The 18,468-nt window shown below is 71.3% G+C and carries 16 protein-coding genes and 1 pseudogene; 11 read left to right on the plus strand and 6 right to left on the minus strand.

What is annotated here, in order from left to right; translation table 11 throughout:
- The first annotated feature begins 99 nt into the window (after positions 1-99).
- From VFW79_RS15875 to VFW79_RS15890, 4 genes are read left to right on the plus strand one after another with little or no spacing between them, the layout of a single operon-like run.
- A complete protein-coding gene (locus tag VFW79_RS15875; protein ID WP_329678258.1) occupies positions 100-1,197 on the plus strand; it encodes an ABC transporter permease in 1,098 nt (365 codons plus the stop codon).
- Complete coding sequence (locus VFW79_RS15880) at positions 1,194-2,090, plus strand: ABC transporter permease (protein WP_329678259.1); 897 nt, start codon at positions 1,194-1,196, stop codon at positions 2,088-2,090. Before VFW79_RS15875 ends, VFW79_RS15880 begins: the two co-directional genes overlap by 4 nt.
- The gene (locus VFW79_RS15885) at positions 2,087-2,932 is read left to right on the plus strand and encodes an ABC transporter ATP-binding protein (RefSeq protein ID WP_329678260.1); all 846 of its coding nucleotides are present in this window, start codon (positions 2,087-2,089) and stop codon (positions 2,930-2,932) included. The genes VFW79_RS15880 and VFW79_RS15885 overlap by 4 nt, the downstream gene beginning before the upstream one ends.
- Complete coding sequence (locus VFW79_RS15890) at positions 2,922-3,698, plus strand: ABC transporter ATP-binding protein (RefSeq protein ID WP_329678261.1); 777 nt, start codon at positions 2,922-2,924, stop codon at positions 3,696-3,698. The genes VFW79_RS15885 and VFW79_RS15890 overlap by 11 nt, the downstream gene beginning before the upstream one ends.
- Before the next feature lie 464 nt (positions 3,699-4,162).
- Here the strand turns inward: VFW79_RS15890 and VFW79_RS15895 are convergent, their stop codons facing one another.
- Genes VFW79_RS15895 through map form a run of 4 tightly spaced genes read right to left on the minus strand, consistent with a single transcriptional unit; the run spans position 4,163 to position 7,117 of the window.
- Complete coding sequence (locus VFW79_RS15895; protein WP_329678262.1) at positions 4,163-4,594, minus strand: VOC family protein; 432 nt, start codon at positions 4,592-4,594, stop codon at positions 4,163-4,165.
- A 36-nt stretch (positions 4,595-4,630) separates the two neighbouring features.
- Complete coding sequence (locus VFW79_RS15900) at positions 4,631-5,416, minus strand: MBL fold metallo-hydrolase (protein WP_329678263.1); 786 nt, start codon at positions 5,414-5,416, stop codon at positions 4,631-4,633.
- 43 nt (positions 5,417-5,459) lie between these two features.
- Positions 5,460-6,248: a polyphosphate--glucose phosphotransferase gene (gene ppgK / locus VFW79_RS15905; protein ID WP_329678264.1), complete on the minus strand. Its 789-nt coding sequence runs from the start codon at positions 6,246-6,248 to the stop codon at positions 5,460-5,462.
- A complete protein-coding gene (gene map, locus VFW79_RS15910; protein WP_414648009.1) occupies positions 6,245-7,117 on the minus strand; it encodes a type I methionyl aminopeptidase in 873 nt (290 codons plus the stop codon). Before map ends, ppgK begins: the two co-directional genes overlap by 4 nt.
- Before the next feature lie 57 nt (positions 7,118-7,174).
- Between map and VFW79_RS15915 the strand changes: the two genes are divergently transcribed.
- Positions 7,175-7,360: an SPOR domain-containing protein gene (locus VFW79_RS15915; protein ID WP_329678265.1), complete on the plus strand. Its 186-nt coding sequence runs from the start codon at positions 7,175-7,177 to the stop codon at positions 7,358-7,360.
- A 13-nt stretch (positions 7,361-7,373) separates the two neighbouring features.
- On the opposite strand, the gene panB is transcribed toward VFW79_RS15915, so the two are convergent.
- The gene (gene panB / locus VFW79_RS15920; protein ID WP_329678266.1) at positions 7,374-8,186 is read right to left on the minus strand and encodes a 3-methyl-2-oxobutanoate hydroxymethyltransferase; all 813 of its coding nucleotides are present in this window, start codon (positions 8,184-8,186) and stop codon (positions 7,374-7,376) included.
- A 56-nt stretch (positions 8,187-8,242) separates the two neighbouring features.
- Entirely contained in the window at positions 8,243-9,901 is a 1,659-nt protein-coding gene (locus tag VFW79_RS15925; RefSeq protein WP_329678267.1) for an NAD+ synthase, read from the minus strand.
- Positions 9,902-10,057: 156 nt separating this feature from the next.
- On the opposite strand from VFW79_RS15925, the gene VFW79_RS15930 reads away from it, so the two are divergent.
- The 6 genes and pseudogenes from VFW79_RS15930 to VFW79_RS15955 all read left to right on the plus strand — a co-directional run.
- On the plus strand, positions 10,058-11,395 hold the full coding sequence (locus VFW79_RS15930; RefSeq protein ID WP_329678268.1) for a glutamine synthetase family protein: 1,338 nt from the start codon (positions 10,058-10,060) through the stop codon (positions 11,393-11,395).
- Positions 11,396-11,423: 28 nt separating this feature from the next.
- Positions 11,424-14,474, plus strand: a complete 3,051-nt coding sequence (locus VFW79_RS15935) for a bifunctional [glutamine synthetase] adenylyltransferase/[glutamine synthetase]-adenylyl-L-tyrosine phosphorylase (RefSeq protein WP_329678269.1) — start codon at positions 11,424-11,426, stop codon at positions 14,472-14,474.
- 100 nt (positions 14,475-14,574) lie between these two features.
- Positions 14,575-15,606, plus strand: a complete 1,032-nt coding sequence (locus tag VFW79_RS15940) for a LacI family DNA-binding transcriptional regulator (protein WP_329678270.1) — start codon at positions 14,575-14,577, stop codon at positions 15,604-15,606.
- A gap of 112 nt (positions 15,607-15,718) precedes the next feature.
- On the plus strand, positions 15,719-17,233 hold the full coding sequence (locus VFW79_RS15945; RefSeq protein WP_329678271.1) for a sugar ABC transporter ATP-binding protein: 1,515 nt from the start codon (positions 15,719-15,721) through the stop codon (positions 17,231-17,233).
- A 77-nt stretch (positions 17,234-17,310) separates the two neighbouring features.
- Positions 17,311-18,291, plus strand: a complete 981-nt coding sequence (locus VFW79_RS15950; protein ID WP_329678273.1) for an ABC transporter permease — start codon at positions 17,311-17,313, stop codon at positions 18,289-18,291.
- Positions 18,288-18,468, plus strand: a pseudogene (locus VFW79_RS15955) (ABC transporter permease); the annotation flags it as partial. The gene VFW79_RS15950 and the pseudogene VFW79_RS15955, both read left to right, overlap by 4 nt.

Genomic DNA, 18,468 nt, shown 5'->3' on the forward strand with positions numbered 1-18,468 from the left:
GACGGCACGTCGCCAGTCCGCGAGATGCCGTTCCGGCCGTTGACGGCACCGCCGCGGGCGGGGCGGCCCGCTGCACCGACGATCGCCGGGAGGAATCGCATGACGACCAGTGCGCAGGTCCGGCCGGCAGCGCCGGACCGCGGGCGGTCGGACGACGGGGGACCACGGCTCCGCGTCCCCCCACTGGCGCGCTTCATCGCGATGCGCGCCGGTCTCAGCGTCCTGCTGTTGTGGGGCGTGACAGTCGTCACCTTCGTGCTGACGAACCTGGTGCCGGCCGATCCGCTGGCCGCCGTCCTAGGCGACCAGGCCGCCGCGGATCCCAAGATCGTCGCCCAATACCGGCTCGACATGGGTCTCGACAAGCCGCTGATCGCGCAGTACCTGGGCTACCTCGGCCGGCTGCTGCACGGCAACCTGGGGATGTCGGCGCAGACCCGCAAGCCCGTCGCGCAGGATCTCGCCGCGGCGTTCCCGGCGACGGCCGAGCTGGCGAGCGTCGTCCTCGTCCTGGCCGTGGCCATCGGCGTCGGCCTCGGCCTCCTCGCCGCGCTGCGGCACCGACGTCTCACCGACCAGTTGATCCGCCTGGTCAGCGTGGTGGGGATCTCGACACCGACGTTCTGGCTCGCGCTGATCGTGTTCTACGTCTTCTTCTTCAAGCTCCAGCTGCTTCCCGGTTCTGGCCGCCTCGACCCCCAGCTGACCCCGCCACCCCACGTGACCGGGTTCTACACGATCGATGCGGTCCTGGCCGGTCAGCGGGCCATCTTCGCCAACGCGCTCGCGCATCTCGTGCTCCCGGCGCTGGTGCTGACGCTCTATGCCGTGGGTCTGCTCGTCCGCTTCACCCGCTCCGCGGTGCTCGACGTCCTGAACCAGCCCTACGTGCGCGCCGCGCGCGCCAAGGGGCTCAGCCCGGCCACGGTGACGTTCCGCTACATCCTGACCGGAGCGCTGGTGCCCATCCTCACCCTCGTCGGCCTGGTCACCGCCTCGCTACTGTCGGGCGCCGTCCTGATCGAACAGGTCTTCGCCTGGCACGGCCTCGGCCAGTACGCCTACCTCGCCGCAACGAAGCTCGACCTGCAGGCCATCATGGGCGTCGGCCTCCTGGTCGGAGCGGCCTACATCACGATCAACCTCCTGGTCGACATCGCGACGGCCCTCATCGACCCGAGGGTGCGGACGCCATGACCACGCTGACACCGGCGCCCCGGAACGGACGGACGTCGTCCCTCCGCGCGCACCGCGGGGCCGAATCGCCCTGGCGCTCCCCGCTGACCATCATCGGCCTGGCCGTCATCACCGCGTGGGTCCTCGTGATCGTGTTCGCGCCCCTGGTCCAGACGCACGACCCGCTCGGTCAGAGCAGCGACCGGTTGGCAGCGCCCGGGGCCGGGCACTGGTTCGGCACCGACGCCCTCGGCCGCGACGTCTTCTCGAGGGTCGTCGCGGGCGCACGGATCTCGATCCCGGTCGCCGTGGCGCTCGTACTGCTCTCGATGCTGGTCGGAGGGATCCTCGGCGCCGCCGCGGGCTACCTCGGCCGCGTCGTGGACGAGGTCGTCATGCGCATCGCCGACGTCGTCTTCGCGTTCCCGACGATCATCCTCGCCATGGTGATCGCGGCGGCGCTCGGCCCGAGCCTCTTCAACGCCGTCATCGCGATGCTGCTCGTGAGCTGGCCCGCCTACGCGCGCGTGACCCGGTCCCTCGTGCTCGGCGCGAAGAACTACGACTACGTGGTGGCCGGCCGGCTCCTCGGGTTCGGCCCGTTCACCTCCCTGCGGCGCGACATCCTCCCGAACGTCGTCGCGCCCGTCCTGGTCCTGGGCACCCTCGACCTCGGCACGGCGATCCTCACGCTCTCCGGGCTGTCCTTCCTCGGGCTCGGGAACGTGCCACCGACGCCGGAGTGGGGGTCCATCGTCGCCGACGGGATGCAGCAGTTCTCGTCGTGGTGGATCGCGACCTCCGCCGGCTTGGCGATCTTCAGCATCGTGGTCGCCGTGAACTTCGTCGGCGACGCGCTGCGTGACTCACTCGACCCGCAGTCGCAGCGCATGGTCAGGGGGCGGTCGCTGTGAGCGCCGCACCGCCGGGTGGCTTGCGCATCGCGAACCTGACGATGAACATCCGGGGCGTCCCGATCCTCAAGGGCGTCGATCTGCACGTCCCGACCGGGGCTATCACGGGTCTGGCGGGGGAGTCGGGCTCGGGCAAGAGCATCACCGCTCTGACGGTGGCCGGCCTGCAGCCGTCCGAGGCGCAGGTGTCGGGGGTGATCGAGCATCACGGCCAGAACCTTCTCGGGCTACCGGCGCGAGCCATGAACCGCCTGCGGGGCAAGGAGATCGCGATGGTCTTCCAGGACCCGACGTCGGCGTTCCATCCCCTCCTGAGCATCGGCACCCAGCTGACCGACCACGCCCGGCACCACCTGAGCCTGTCTCGACGGGAGGCACGCGAGCGGGCCCTCGCCCTCCTCGACCGCGTGCAGGTGCCGGACCCCGAGGACGCCCTGCGGCGATACCCGCACCAGTTCAGCGGAGGCCAGCTCCAGCGGGTCGCCATCGCCTCGGCCCTGATGTGTGAACCCAGCATCCTCATCGCCGACGAGCCGACGACCGCGCTCGACGTCACGGTCCAGGCAGAGATCCTGCGGCTGCTGCGGGGGCTCTCCGACGATCTCGGCCTCGCCACACTCCTCATCACGCACGACCTTGCGGTGCTGTCCGCCGTCGCGGACACCGTCACGGTCATGCGCCGCGGCCGCGTCGTGGAGACCGGCAGCCGGTTCGACGTCCTCACCCGACCCCAGCACCCCTACACCCGCGAGCTCATCGACTCGCTCCCCAACCGGGTGCCGCGTCCGGACGACGACCGACGTGGTCCGGTCCACGCGACAGGAGAGACCGATGGCCGCTGAGCTCGTCCTGACCGACGTGTCGATCCGCTACCAGCGGCACGGCCACCGTGACGTGCAGGCGGTGGACCACGTGGATCTGCGCGTGGCACCCGGCGAAGTGGTCGGACTGGTCGGCGAGTCGGGGTGCGGCAAGTCCACGCTCGCGCGCGCGATCTGCGGCCTCGAACGCCTCCAGACCGGCACGGCGACCTTCGGCGGGACACCCATCGTCCCGCTCAGCCTGCGCAGACGACCGGCCTCCCTGCTGCCGATCCAGATGGTCTTCCAGAACCCGAATGCATCGCTCAACCCCCGTCGGCCCATCGGCAGCCAGCTCGAGGACGCGCGCGCCGCGAACCCCGTCGACGCGCGGTCCGTCGCGGAGCTCCTGAGCGAGGTGGAGATCGACCCCTCGGCTGCCGCCCTGTACCCGCATCAGTTCAGCGGCGGGCAACGCCAGCGGATCGCCATCGCCCGGGCCATGGCCGTCGGGCCGCAACTGTTGATCGGCGACGAGCCGATCGCCTCCCTCGATGCCTCGCTGCAGGCCAAGGTCGCGCGCCTCGTGCGAGACGTCGCCCTCCGCTCCCACACCTCGGTGCTGTTCATCAGCCACGACCTGTCGATCGTGCGCCTCGTCGCCGACCACATCGCCGTCATGAAGTCCGGACGGATCGTCGAGCAGGGGCCGACCGAGGACGTCTGGAACCAGCCGCAGAACGACTACACGCAGCTACTGCTGGCAGCGATCCCCGTGGCCGACGGGCTGGGACGCCTGCCGGGCTGAGCTCCGCATCGGTCTCCGAGGGGCGCCCGCCCCAAGTTGCCCGGGAGATCCCGGGGAGCCCGTGCTGACGCATCAGCCAGTGCACGGTGCACCGCGCGACCTTGTCGCCCCGGCTACACAAGGCGCGCAGTGCCGTGCGCCGGTTAGGTCGTCAGCGCGCGGACGACCTCGACTTCGCGCGGCTCAAGTGCCTGAGTCGACCTTCCGGCGTCGGTCGGGGCCGTTCTGGTGACCGTGGTGCGGGCGGTGTGACACCCGAGCGTGATCCGCAGCCAGTCCGCAGGAAGTCCGCAAGACGCCCGCAAGCGACCATCTCGTGCAAACAGTCACCAACGGTGTTTGTCCAGGTCAGGGGAGCATTTGTCTTCGTTGTTGCAGGTCAGGAATGCGGCGCGACAGAACCCGGCGTATCGGCCAGCTCATCCGCGCCACGCACCTGCCGACCGGGAACGGCCGACGGCCGGTCAATCCAGCACGTCGGCGAGCGCCTCGGCGAGCTGCGACGGCGTCGAGCGGAGCAGGCAGAACTCGTTGCCCTCAGGATCGACCAGGACGTACCAGGTCACGTCGAGGCCCTGCCCGATGTCGACCGGACGGGCGCCTAGCTCGATCAGCCGCGCGAGCTCCGTCTCCTGGTCGGAGCCGTCCTGGGGTCGCAGGTCGAGGTGCAGGCGGTTCTTGACCGACTTGGCCTCCGGCACGCGCAAGAACAGCACGCCGAGGGGCGACCCGTCGTCGGGTTCGATGCCGACCTCGTCCTCGTCCGCGAGCGCGTCGTTGTCCTCGTCGTCAGCGGCAGATCCCACGACGTGCCAGCCGAGGACCTGCGCCCACCACTGCGCGAGCGCGGCCGGCTCCCCGCAGTCGACGGACAGCTGGCCCACGACGAGTCCCATGGATCGACGGTAGCCCGGCGGCCCATGGCCGGTCCATCAATCCGGCGAGACCGCTCGGAGCTGCTGCTCGTGGGCCTCGCCGAGCCACGGGTCGGCAAGGCGGGGGTCGGCGGCGTCGAGGCCCGCGCGGAGGGCGCCGAGGTACACCCGGTCCACCACGAACCGCCGGGCGAGCTCACGCGGGCCGCCGACATGGCCGTGCCCGGGGATGACCGTGGTGAGGGCATGCCGGGTCACAGCCGCCTCGAGACGGTGGAGCCCGTCGCGGTAGTCGCCGGCGGGGTCGGCCGCGTCGACGTCCAGCAGCGGGATCTCGACGTCCGAGAGCATGTCGCCCGCGACCAGCACACCGGAGTCGGGGAGCACGAGCGCGGCGTGGCCGGGCGCGTGCGCCCGGTGGTCGACGACCAACGCGCGGGGACCGGACCACGGCACAGCGACGGCGTCGTCGGGCAGAGCGGTGAGCCGGCCGAACAGGTCGCGGTCGTGCCCGGGTGCCGTCGCGTCGGCCTTCGACAGGTCCGCGTCGCGCGATCGTGCCTGGGCCGTCACTGCGGCCGGCGTCGCAAAGCGCGGCACGTCGCCGAGCTGTGCGGACCACAGCACGTGGTCCCAGTGGGGGTGCGTGGCGAACGCGGCCTCGACGCGCCAGCCGCGGGCGTGGATCTCGGCGGCCAGCGACTCGACCTCCGCGACGGTGATCCCGGGGTCGACGATCAGGCATGCGCCGTCGTCGGCCACCACCAGGGTCGTCAGGCTCGTCCAGATCTCGGCCGTCGCCGTCCAGACGCCGGGCGCGACCTGCGTCAGCTGTCTGCCCACGGTCGCCGTCCCGTCCTCGTGCGACACCGCTCCGGGGGCGACGTCAGTCGGTCCGCTTGGTGCGGGACGCGAGCGCCGCTGCTCCCACGATCCCGGCGGCGTTGCGCAGCTCGGCCGGCACGATTTTCGTCCGCAGGTCGAGGAGCGGCAGGAAGCTCGCGTGATGCTTGCTCACACCGCCGCCGACGACGATGAGGTCGGGCCAGAACAGGTTCTCGACGGTCTTGAAGTACCGCTGCAGGCGCGCCGACCACTGCGCCCAGTCCAGCCCCTCGCGCTCGCGCGCGCTGTCGGCCGCCTTGCTCTCGGCGTCGTGCCCGTCGATCTCCAGGTGACCGAGCTCGGTGTTCGGCACGAGGACGCCGTCGACGATGATCGCGGAGCCGATCCCGGTGCCGAGCGTCACGACGATCACGACGCCTGCGTTGTCCCGTGCGGCGCCGTACAGGGTCTCGGCGTAGCCGGCCGCGTCTGCGTCGTTCACGGCCACGACCGAGCGACCGGTCGCGCGCGCCACGGCCGTCTCGACGTTGGTGCCGATCCACGACGGGTCGACGTTCGCGGCGGACTGCGCGACACCGTGCAGGATCACGGCGGGGAACGTGACCCCGACGTGCAGCTCGGCGGGCAGGTGGAACGCCTCGATCACCTGGGCGACGGTCTGGGCGACCGCGTCGGGGGTCGCCGGCTGCGGCGTCGGGATCCGCACGCGATCGGCGCTGAACTCGCCGGTCTCGAGGTTGACCGGCGCGCCCTTGATGCCGCTGCCGCCGATGTCGATGCCGAAGGCTGTGGGGGCGCGCTTCTTGGAGCCGTGCTTGTGGTCGCTCATGGCAGGGTGAGGATCTCCGCTCCGGTGTCGGTCACGACGAGGGTGTGCTCGAACTGGGCGCTGCGACGGCCGTCGGCCGTGAGGACGGTCCAGCCGTCGTCCCAGCTGACGCAGTCGGGCGTACCCAGGTTCAACATCGGCTCGATCGTGAAGACCATGCCGGGTTCGATGACTGTCGCGTAGTGCGGCGCGGCATCGTAGTGCGGGATCACCAGGCCGGTGTGGAACGTCTCGCCGACCCCGTGGCCCGTGTAGTCGCGCACGACTCCGTAGCCGAAGCGCTGCGCGTACTTCTCGATCACCCGTCCGATGACGTTGATCTCACGGCCGGGCTTGACCGCCTTGATGGCCCGCGCCAGGGACTCGCGCGTGCGCTCGATGAGCAGCGCCGACTCCTCGTCGACGGTCCCGACGGCGAACGTCGCGTTGGTGTCGCCGTGCACGCCGCCGATGTAGGCGGTGATGTCGATGTTGACGATGTCGCCGTCCTGCAGGACGGTCGTGTCGGGGATGCCGTGGCACACCACCTCGTTGACCGACGTGCACAGCGACTTCGGGAACCCGCGGTAGCCGAGCGTCGACGGGTAGGCGTGGTGGTCGACGAGGTACTCGTGGCCGATGCGGTCGAGCTCGTCGGTGGTGACGCCGGGGACGATGCCCCGCCCGACCTCCTCGAGCGCGCGTGCGGCGATGCGCGCGGCGACGCGGATCCGCTCGATCGTCTCGGGAGCGACGACGTCGGTGCCCGTGTGGCGTGCCGGTGCGGGCCGCCCGACGTACTCCGGGCGGGGGATCGAGGAAGGGACCGATCGCTGGGGGCTCACGGTCCCGGGGACGAGCGCACCTCTCGGCGCGTGCACGGACGACATACCTGGCAGTCTACGGACGAGGGCCGCCGTCGGCCCTCAGGGCGCGAAGGAGGACCCATGACGGGCAGTGGTCAGCAGTTCTACTACAACGTCGCCACGCACCAGGTCGAAGAGGGCAGGGTCTCCGACTGGTCCAACAGGATGGGGCCGTACCCGACGCGGGAGGCCGCCCAGAAGGCGCTCGAGACGGCCGCCGCGCGCGCCCAGAAGTGGAAGGCCGAGGAGGAAGAGGAGGAGCGCTGAGCAGCAGCCGGGCTCAGGTCAGGAACGAGTGCTCGGCGTCGGGGAACGTCCCGGCCCGCACGTCGTCGGCGTAGGCGCGCGCCGCGTCGCCCAGCACCCGGCCGACCTGCGCGTACTGCTTGGCGAACCGCGGCGACCAGTCGCCCATGCCCGCCATGTCGAGCCACACGAGCACCTGGCCGTCCACCTCCGAGCCGGCACCGATGCCGATCGTGGGGATCCGCAGGATCTCGGTGATCCGGGCGGCGACGTCGCTCGGCACCATCTCGAGCACGACAGCGACCGCGCCCGCCTCCTGGAGAGCGATCGCGTCCGCGCTCAGCGCCTCGGCGGCCTGGGAGCCTCGGCCCTGCACGCGCTTTCCGCCGAGGATGTTCTCCGACTGCGGCGTGAAGCCGAGGTGCCCGACGACCGGGATGCCGGCGTCCGTCAGGGCCCGGACCTGGGCGGCGATCCGGCGGCCGCCCTCGAGCTTGACCGCATGCGCACCGGCCTCCTTGAGGAAGCGCACGCCCGTCGCGAGAGCCTGTGCCGGGCCGGACTCGTACGAGCCGAACGGGAAGTCGGCGACGACGAGCGCGCGATGGGCGCTGCGGCTCACGGCCCGCACCGCAGGGATGAGCTCGTCGACCGTGACCGGGATGGTCGTGGCGTGCCCGAGCATCGTGTTGCCGATCGAGTCACCGACCAGCAGCATGTCGATCCCGGCCTCGTCGAAGATGCGCGCGGTCGGCGCGTCGTACGCAGTGAGCATCGTCAGCTTCTCGCCGCGCTGCTTGGCCTCGCGCAGGTGGTGCACGCGCACGCGCTTCGTGGTGTCGGTCATCGGGGCTGCTCCTGGTCCGTGCTCGGGGTCACGCAGGGTCTGGGGGGCGGGTCGGTTCACGGTTCGCGCCAACGCGTCGTGATCGGCAGCCTACGGTCGCGGCCGAACGCGAGGGCGGTGACCTTGGGGCCGACCGGGTACTGCCGACGCTTCCACTCGGCACGGTCGACGAGCGAGAGCACCTTGTCCACGACGGCGGGGTCGAACCCGCGCGCGAGCAGCTCGGCGCGCCCCTCGGCGTTCTCGACGTAGGCGTCCAGCACCTCGTCGAGCAGGTCGTAGGGCGGCAGGGAGTCCTGGTCGACCTGGCCGGGTCGCAGCTCGGCCGACGGCGGCTTCGTGATGGAGCTCTCCGGGATCGGGGGGACCTGCCCGGCGTCGACGGCGGCCCGGTTGCGCCAGCGTGACAGCGCCCAGACCCGCGACTTGTCGACGTCCTTGAGCGGCGCGTAGCCACCGACCGCGTCGCCGTAGATCGTCGAGTAGCCCACGGCGAGCTCGCTCTTGTTGCCCGTCGCGAGCACGAGGTGCCCCTCGGAGTTCGAGAGCCCCATGAGGATCACCCCGCGCACGCGGGCCTGGAGATTCTCGGCCGCGACGCCCTCGAGCCCGAGCTGACCCTCGAACGCGTCGACCATCGGGCCGATCGGCTGCACCCGGTAGTCCGCGCCGATCCGCTGCGCGAGGTCCGCCGCGTCGTCCTTCGAGTGGACCGAGGAGTAGCGCGACGGCAGCGAGACGCCGACGACGTTCTGGCCGCCGAGCGCGTCCGCGCTGATCGCGGCGACGAGGGCGGAGTCGATGCCTCCCGACAGCCCGAGCACGACCGACGTGAACCCGTTCTTGCGGGCGTAGCCCGTGAGCCCGGTGACGATCGCGCGGTAGATCTCCTCGTCGGGGTCGAGGGCCGGGGCGATCTCGGCGGGGCGCGACGGCTCGCCCTCGGCAGGGAGCTCCCACACGAGCAGGTGCTCGACGAACTGAGGCGCCCGTGCGACGACCGTGCCGTCGTCGGCCACGACGAACGAGCCGCCGTCGAACACGAGGTCGTCCTGCCCGCCGACCATGTTGACGTAGGCGAGCGGCGCACGGACCTCACGGGCCCGGCGCGCGGCCAGGTCGGTCCGCAGGTGCCCCTTGCCCTCCTCGAACGGCGAGCCGTTGAGCACGACGAGCAGGTCGACGCCGTCCGCGGCAAGCTGCGAGACCGGCCCGCCGTCCTGCCAGATGTCCTCGCAGATGACGACGCCGACACGACGTCCGCGGACGTCCAGGACGCACGCGGTGTCCCCGGGCGTGAAGATGCGGAACTCGTCGAACACGCCGTAGTTCGGCAGGTGGTGCTTGTCGTAACGAGCCTGGACGACACCGTGCTGGAGCAGGACCGCCTGGTTCGTGGGCCGTGCCGGGGCTCCTGCGTGCTCCTGGCTGGTCTTCTCCCCGACGGTGCCGACGAGCACCGCGAGGTCGCCGAGCCCGGCCGCGACGAGCTCGCCGGCGGTCCGGACCAGTGCCGCCTCGGCGCCTCGGCGGAAGGATGCGCGCAGCGCGAGGTCCTCGATGGGGTACCCCGTCACCGTCATCTCCGGGAACACGACGAGGTCGGCGCCGGCGTCGGCCGCGCGTCGTGCCCACTCCACGACCGCACGGGTGTTGGCCTCGAGGTCGCCGACGCACGTGTCGATCTGCGCCAGCGCGATGCGTAGCTGCGCCATGCCCCGAGCCTATTGCGCCAGGCCACATGGTCACGGCGCGTGGGTGCGGCGGTGCGCCGGGGTCGGCGGGGCGGGGGAGCGGGCGGGGGACGACTCGCCGGAGTCGCCTGCCACGAAGTGGTCCGGTCACGGCGTCCATCAGGCAGGATGTACGCCATGGACAGGCAGCAGGAGTTCGTGCTCCGCACGGTCGAGGAGCGGGACATCCGCTTCATCCGTCTCTGGTTCACCGATGTGCTCGGGATCCTGAAGTCGGTCGCGATTGCCCCCGCCGAGCTCGAGTCGGCCTTCGCCGAGGGCATCGGGTTCGACGGCAGCTCGATCCAGGGATTCACGCGGGTCTACGAGGCGGACATGATCGCCCGGCCCGACCCGACGACGTTCCAGATCCTGCCGTGGCGCGGTGAGCACCACGGCACCGCGCGGATGTTCTGCGACATCCTCACGCCCGACGGGGAGCCGTCGCTCGCGGACTCCCGCAACGTGCTCAAGCGCGCGCTCGCCAAGGGCAGCGACCAGGGCTTCACCTTCTACACGCACCCCGAGGTCGAGTTCTACCTCTTCGAGTCCCCGGCGGACCCGCATGTTCCGCTCGTCCCGGTTGACTCGGGCGGCTACTTCGACCACGTGCCGCGCGGGACCGCGCACGACTTCCGGCGCGCCGCGATCACGATGCTCGAGTCGATGGGGATCTCGGTCGAGTTCTCTCACCACGAGGCGGGTCCTGGGCAGAACGAGATCGACCTGCGGTACGCCGACGCGCTGACCACGGCCGACAACATCATGACCTTCCGCACGGTTGTCAAGGAGGTCGCGCTCGAGCAGGGCGTGTTCGCGTCGTTCATGCCGAAGCCGCTTGCTGACCAGCCCGGCTCGGGCATGCACACGCACCTGTCCCTGTTCGAGGGTGACCGGAACGCGTTCCACGAGGCCGGAGCGCCGCTCGAGCTCTCCAAGGTCGCGCGCAGCTTCATCGCGGGCCTGCTCGTCCACGCGGCCGAGATCACCGCGGTGACCAACCAGTTCGTCAACTCCTACAAGCGGCTCTGGGGCGGCGCTGAGGCGCCGAGCTTCATCTGCTGGGGGCACAACAACCGTTCGGCGCTCGTGCGCATCCCCATGTACAAGCCCGGCAAGGGGAACTCGAGCCGCATCGAGTACCGCGCGGTGGACTCCGCGACCAACCCGTACCTGGCGTTCGCGGTGCTGCTCGCCGCCGGTCTCAAGGGCATCGAGCAGGGCTACGAGCTGCCCGAGGGCGCCGAGGACGACGTGTGGGAGCTCACCGAGTCCGAGCGTCGTGCGCTCGGGATCGAGCCGCTGCCGCGGTCGCTCGGCGAGGCCATCACGGTGATGGAGACGTCCGAGCTCGTGGCCGAGACGCTCGGGGAGCACGTCTTCGACTACGTGCTGCGCAACAAGCGCCAGGAGTGGGAGCAGTACCGGGCCCAGGTGACGCCGTACGAGCTCGAGCGGTTCCTGCCGGTCCTGTGAGCTGTCGCGGGTCGGTACCGTGGCGCATGTGAGCACGGGCACCGAAGGGGCTGGACGAGGTAACACGTTCGCGGGTCGACTGACCCGCGCGGGCTTCGCCGACGCCGCGCGGGCCGCGCGCATGTTCCTCGACGGACCACTCGCGGTCGCGTGCGACGACCCGGTCGAGACGTTGCTCGGGCCGCTGTCGGACGTCGCCGACCCGGACCAGGCGCTGCTCGCTCTGGTCAAGATCGCGGGTGCGGCGGGCTCCGACCCGGCGAACCTCGCGGTGCTGCGGGGGCTGCTCGCCGAGCCGGGTCCCGGTCGTGACCGGCTGCTCGCAGTGATCGGAGCATCGGTCGCGCTCGGCGACAACCTGGCCTCGCACCCCGACCACCTCGCCGTGCTGGCGGACGACGCCCCAGCGACCGGGGTGCATCCCGACGCGGTGCGTGCCGAGCTGCTCGAGGCCGTCGGCGCCGACCCCGAGGCGGCCGTGCCGGTCGCGAGCGCCGCCGGAGCGGCCTCCGTCGACGCGATGCGGCGCGCGTACCAGCGGCGGCTGCTGCGCATCTCCGCGAGCGACCTCACGTCGGTCGATCCGCTGTCGCGGCTCCCGGGCGTCGCTGCGGCGCTCGCCGACCTCGCCGCCGCAGCGCTCGAGGCGTCGCTCGCGATCGCGCGCGCCGATCTCGACGACCACGGCCTGGGTGTGCGGATCGCCGTCATCGGCATGGGCAAGTGCGGCGGCCGTGAGCTCAACTACGTGAGCGACGTGGACGTCATCTATGTCGCCGAGCCGGTGGACGGTGTCGATGAGGCGGACGCCCTCGCGGTCGCCGCGCGCCTGGCCGCGGGCCTGGCCCGTGCGTGCTCGACCGCGTCCAGGGAGCCTGCGCTCTGGCCGGTCGACGCCGCGCTGCGACCCGAGGGCAAGAACGGCCCGCTCGTGCGAACGCTCGCGAGCCACCGCGCGTACTACGAGCGGTGGGCCAAGACGTGGGAGTTCCAGGCCCTGCTCAAGGCGCGTCACCTCGCGGGCGACGAGGCGCTGGGCACCGAGTACGTCGCGACCGTGAACCCGCTCGTGTGGTCCGCGGTCCAGCGTGAGAACTTCGTCGAGGACTCGCAGGCGATGCGCCGGCGCGTCGAGGAGCACGTGCCTGCGGCGGAGGCGGACCGCCAGCTCAAGCTCGGCATCGGCGGGCTGCGTGACGTCGAGTTCACGGTGCAGCTGCTCCAGCTCGTGCACGGACGCGCGGACGAGGCGATCCGCAGCCCCAACACCCTGACGGCCCTCGCGGCCCTCGCCGCGGGCGGCTACGTCGGCCGCGACAGCGCCGCACAGCTCGCTGTCTGCTACCGGTTCCTGCGCGCGCTCGAGCACCGCATCCAGCTCTACCGGCTGCGCCGCACCCACCTCATGCCGACCGCCGAGGCGGACCTGCGTCGGCTCGCGCGCTCGGTCGGCATGCGCGCCGACGGCGCCGCGGGCCTCGAGGACCGCTGGCGGGCCGTGCGCCGCGACGTCCGCCACCTCCATGAGGAGCTCTTCTACCGACCGTTGCTGCCCGCGACCGCGCAGCTCTCGACCGAGGAGGCCAGCCTCGCGCCGGACGCGGCGCGGGCCCGGCTCGCGGCGATCGGCTACCGCGACCCGGCGGGGGCGATGCGTCACATCGCGGCGCTCACCGAGGGCGTGTCGCGTCGTGCGTCGATCCAACGGCAGCTGCTCCCCGTGATGATCGGCTGGTTCGCGGACGGCGCCGACCCCGACTCGGGCCTGCTCGCGTTCCGGCGGCTGTCCGACGAGCTGGGCACGACGCACTGGTACCTCAAGCTGCTGCGCGACTCGGGCACGGCCGCCCAGCGCCTCGCGCGCGTGCTGTCGACCTCCAAGTACGCCGCGGACGCCCTCACGCGGTCTCCCGAGTCCGTGACGTGGCTCGCGGCCGACGACGACCTGCTGCCGCGCTCGCAGGAGCGGCTGACGGCCGAGGCCGACGCCGTGCTGACCCGTGCGACCGAGCAGGTCGGGGCCGCGACGACCCTGCGGGCGCTGCGTCGCCGCGAGCTCGCGCGGACCGCGGTGGCTGACGTGCTCGGCGTGGTGACGGGCACGAGCGCGGCGCTGAGCCTGTCGATGGCGGCCGACGTCGTCCTCGCGGGGGGACTGCGGATCGCGACCGAGGAGGTCCGGAACGACCGCGGCCTGGACGCGGACCCCACGCGGCTGCTCATTGTCGCGATGGGCAGGCTCGGCGGGCGTGAGCTCGGGTACGCGTCGGATGCCGACGTGCTGTTCGTCCACGACCCTGTCGCCGGCGCCGACCCGACGCAGGCTCAGGAGTTCGCTCTCGCGGTCGCGAGCCTGCTGCGTCAGCTGCTCGGCGAGGTCGGGCCCGAGCCGGCTCTCGAGGTGGACGCCGACCTGCGACCCGAGGGACGCAACGGACCCCTCGTGCGCTCGTTCGACTCCTACCGCGAGTACTACGGGCGATGGTCGTCCCCGTGGGAGAGCCAGGCGCTGCTGCGGGCCCGGCCCGTCGCGGGCGACCAGGCGCTCGGTGCCGCCTTCGCCGACCTCGTCGCGCCGCTGCGCTACCCGGTGGGCGGGCTCGACCACGCCGTCGTGCGGGAGGTCCGGCGGATCAAGGCGCGCGTCGAGGCCGAGCGGCTGCCCCGCGGTGTCGACCCCGCGCGGCACCTCAAGCTCGGCCGGGGCGGCGTCTCGGACGTCGAGTGGACGGCCCAGCTGCTCCAGCTGCAGCACGCGTACGAGGTCCCGGGGCTGCGGACGACCGCGACGCTCGAGGCGCTCTCCGCCGCGGCCGCCGCGGGCCTGCTCGACGCGGCCGACGCCGAGGCCCTGACCGCCGCCTGGGAGCTCGCATCGCGGCTGCGCGATGCGATCGTGCTCTGGACCGGGAGGACCGGGGGAGCGCACGCCGACGTCCTCCCGCACGATCGCCAGGCCCTCGCGGGGATCGCTCGCGTGGTCGGCTACCCGCCGGGATCGGGCGGCGAGCTCGAGGAGCACTACCTGCGCACCGCCAGGCGAGCGCGGGCCGTCGTGGAGCGCGTCTTCTACGCTTGAACGTCGCTGTGCACGCCGACGAGGTGGGCCGTCGTCGTGCGTGCCCGCCCTCGCGTGTCAAACGATTTCGATAACGTTTTACACGCGATACAGTCTCCGCGTGGATCCTCAACACAGAGTGACGATCACCGACGTCGCCCGCGAGGCGGGCGTGTCGGTCGCGACCGTCTCGAAGGTCATCAACGAGCGGTACGGCGTCGCTGCGGCCACGGGCGCCAAAGTTCGCGCCGTGATCGAGACCCTCGGGTACGAGTCGAGCCTCGTCGCTCGGAGCCTGCGGAGCCACCACACCAACGTCATCGGCATCCTTGTCGCCGACTTCGAGCCGTTCAGCGCCGAGCTGCTCAAGGGTGCCGCCCAGGCGATCCGCGGCGCGGGGTACGAGCTGCTCGCGTACTCGGCCGGCGGACCTGCCGAGGAGCTCGTCGGCTGGGAGCGTCGGTACCTGTCGCGGCTGTCCGGCACCCTGATCGACGGTGCGGTGCTCGTCACCCCGACGGTCGTCGACGCGCAGTACGGCACCCCCGTCGTCGCCGTCGACCCCCACACGGGCCGCTCCGGCATGCCGACGGTCGACTCGGACAACCTCAAGGGCGCGATGGTTGCGACCGAGCACCTGCTGTCCCTCGGCCACCGCCGCATCGGGTTCCTCGGTGGTCGGCCCGACCTCGAGTCCGCACGGCTCCGCGAGGAGGGCTACCGCGCGGCCCTGACAGCCGCGGGCATCGCGATCGACCCCGAGCTCATCCGCGTCGGCGGCTACCGGCCCGAGTCCGCTGAAGAGCCCGCGCACGCGCTGCTCACGCTCCCCGAGCGTCCCACGGCCGTCTTCGCGGCCAACGACCTGTCCGCGATCCGCACGATGCAGGTCGCCCAGCGCCTCGGCCTCGACGTCCCGGGCGACGTCTCGGTCATCGGTTTCGACAACGTGCCCGAGTCCGCGCTCGTCTCGCCGCAGCTCACGACCATCGCGCAGCCGATCCAGGAGATGGGTCGCCACGCCGTGCGGATGCTGCTGGAGCTTCTCTCCGGAGGCGAGCTCGACATGACCCACGTCACGCTGCCTACCGAGCTCATCGTCCGGCAGTCGTGCGGGCCTGTGCCCGCCATGGTCGTCGCTCCGCGGGTCTGAGTCGGGATCGGGTCCGCCGCTCGGCGGGATGTCGCCTCGCCTCTTGACGTCTCTCAGCTGACTGGTTACTGTTGCGCGATTGAAACCTTTCAACGACGCAAGGGTCAGCTCAATGGCGATACAGCACAGCACCGCGACGCTGGACATGACGGCGGTCTCCAAGTCCTTCGGCCAGGTCGTCGCTCTGCGCTCAGGGAACCTCCAGGCGCATCCCGGGTCGATCCACGCGCTCGTGGGCGAGAACGGGGCGGGCAAGTCGACTCTCGTCAAGATCGCCGCCGGGGTGTACCGGCGCGACGGCGGGGAGATGCGCCTGGGTGGCGAGGTCGTCGACTTCGGCTCGACAGCCGAGTCGAAGGCGGCCGGGATCGCGGTGATCTACCAGGAGCCCACCCTGTTCCCTGACCTGTCGGTCACCGAGAACATCTTCATGGGTCGCCAGATCCTGGGCCGCGGCCGCCGCATCGACCGCTCCGCGATGTACGCCGAGGCGGCGAACCTCTTCACGGGCCTCGGGGTCCACATCGACCCGCGGAGGCAGGCCCTGGGGCTCTCGATAGCCGACCAGCAGATCATCGAGATCGCCAAGGCCATCTCGCTGGATGCTCGCCTGCTCATCATGGACGAGCCGACCGCAGCGCTCAGCGGGGTCGAGGTCGAGCGGCTGTTCACGGTGGCGCGTCGGCTCCGGGACGAGGGTCGGGCGCTCGTGTTCATCTCCCACCGGTTCGACGAGGTCTTCGACCTGTGCGACACGATCACCGTGATGCGCGACGGTGACTACATCGCGACCGCGAAGGTTGCCGACACCAGCATCGACGAGATCGTGGCCCTCATGGTCGGGCGCGAGGTCTCCGACCTGTTCCCAAAGGTGCCGGCGGAGCTCGGGGCGAACGTCCTTCATGTCGAGGGCCTCACGTCCGCCGGGGTCTTCCACGACGTGACCTTCGACGTCTGCGCCGGCGAGATCGTCGGGCTCGCCGGGCTGGTCGGGGCCGGGCGAAGTGAGATCGCCCGCGCCATCTTCGGAGTCGACCGGTACGACTCAGGGACCGTGACCCTCCACGGCAAGCCGATCCCCGCGAACAGCCCGCGCTCGGCGATCCAGGCCGGCGTCGCCTTCATCCCGGAAGACCGCCGCCGCCAGGGCCTGGTCCCAGAGTCCACGGTGGCCCGCAACGTGTCCGGTGTCATCCGGTCCACGCTGACCAAGGCAGGCATCCTCACTGCCCGCGCCGAGAACGTGGCCGCGAGCGAGTGGGCGGCCAAGCTCGAGGTCAAGACGGCGTCGCTCGACATGCTCGCTCAGACGATGAGCGGGGGGAACCAGCAGAAGCTCGTGATCGCGAAGTGGCTGGCGACGCACCCGAGCCTCCTCATCATCGACGAGCCGACCCGCGGCATCGACGTCGGGACCAAGGCTGAGGTCCACCGGCTGCTGTCCGAGCTCGCGGTCGGCGGCCTGGCCATCCTCATGATCTCGTCCGAGCTCCCCGAGGTGCTCGGCATGGCCGACCGGGTCCTCGTGGTGTGCGAGGGCCGACTCACGGCCGACATCCCCCGCGGGGACGCCACGCCCGAGGCCGTCATGCTCGCGGCGACGCAGTCCGTGGGGGTGCCGTCGTGAGCGACACCGCCACGCACGCCGAACACGCACGTGTGCTGCTCGTCGAGCCGAGCAGGGCGACGTCAGCGCGCCGCCTCATCAGCACCCTGGTGAGGTCGCGGGAGGTCTCGATCCTGCTCGTGCTCCTCCTGGTGATCGCCGCGGCCACCGTCAAGACTCCGAGCTTCCTGTTCAGCGGCAACAGCTGGCGCGACCTGCTGCTCACCCCGTCGATCCTGCTCCTGCTGGCCGTGGGCGAGGCGGTCGTGATCATCACCCGCAGCGTCGACCTGTCCGTCGGCTCGACCCTCGGCCTCACGGCGTATCTCACCGGACGACTCTTCATCGACCATCCGGGGCTCCCGATCCTCGTCGTCGTCGCCGCTGGTCTGCTCGCCGGCGCCTTCCTGGGGCTGCTCAACGGCCTGCTCGTCGGCTTCGGCAAGGTGCCCGCTCTGGTCATCACGCTCGGGACGCTCTACATCTACCGAGGGATCGTCCTGACCTGGGCAGGCAGCAAGCGGATCAATGCCTCCGACATGCCCAGCGGGTTCCTCGAGCTCGGCACCCAGCAGGTCCTGAGCATCCCGGTGCTCTTCCTCGTGGCCGTCGTCGTGCTCGTGGCCGTCGGGTACTACCTGCGCACCGCCCGGGGCGGCCGCGAGCTGTACGCGATCGGCTCCGACCCGGAGGCAGCCGTCCTCTACGGGCTCCGGGTCCGCCGCCGGGTCATCGCGGCATTCATCCTCAGCGGGGCGCTGGCCGGGCTGGCCGGGGTCGTCTTCGCTGCCCGCTACGGAACCGTGAGCTCCGATGCGGGCACCGGTATCGAGCTCCAGGCTGTGGCCGCCGTCGTCATCGGCGGCGTGGCCATCTTCGGGGGCAGCGGCACCGTGTGGGGCGCGGCCATCGGCGCGGTCCTGCTCATCACCATCAACCGGGCGCTGCCGATCCTCGGCATCCCTGACTTCTGGCAACAGGCTCTCGTGGGCGCGCTCATCCTCAGTGCCATCGTGCTCGATCGCCTGCTCACAGCCCGGCGCAACCGCAAGCTCGTCGAATCGAGGGACGTCGCATGACCCGTACCTACGCCGACTACGCCCATCCGTGGTGGCGACGCCTGCTGGTCAACCGGGACACGTCGGTCATCGCGCTGCTCGTCATCGTCGTCGTCTACGCGGTCGGCAACATCGTGTACTTCGGCACCCAGCTCACGATGACGTATCTCCTGCTCGACACGGCGCCCGTCCTGCTCA

The sequence above is a fragment of the Cellulomonas sp. genome, assembly GCF_036279715.1.
GTDB lineage: Bacteria > Actinomycetota > Actinomycetes > Actinomycetales > Cellulomonadaceae > Cellulomonas_A.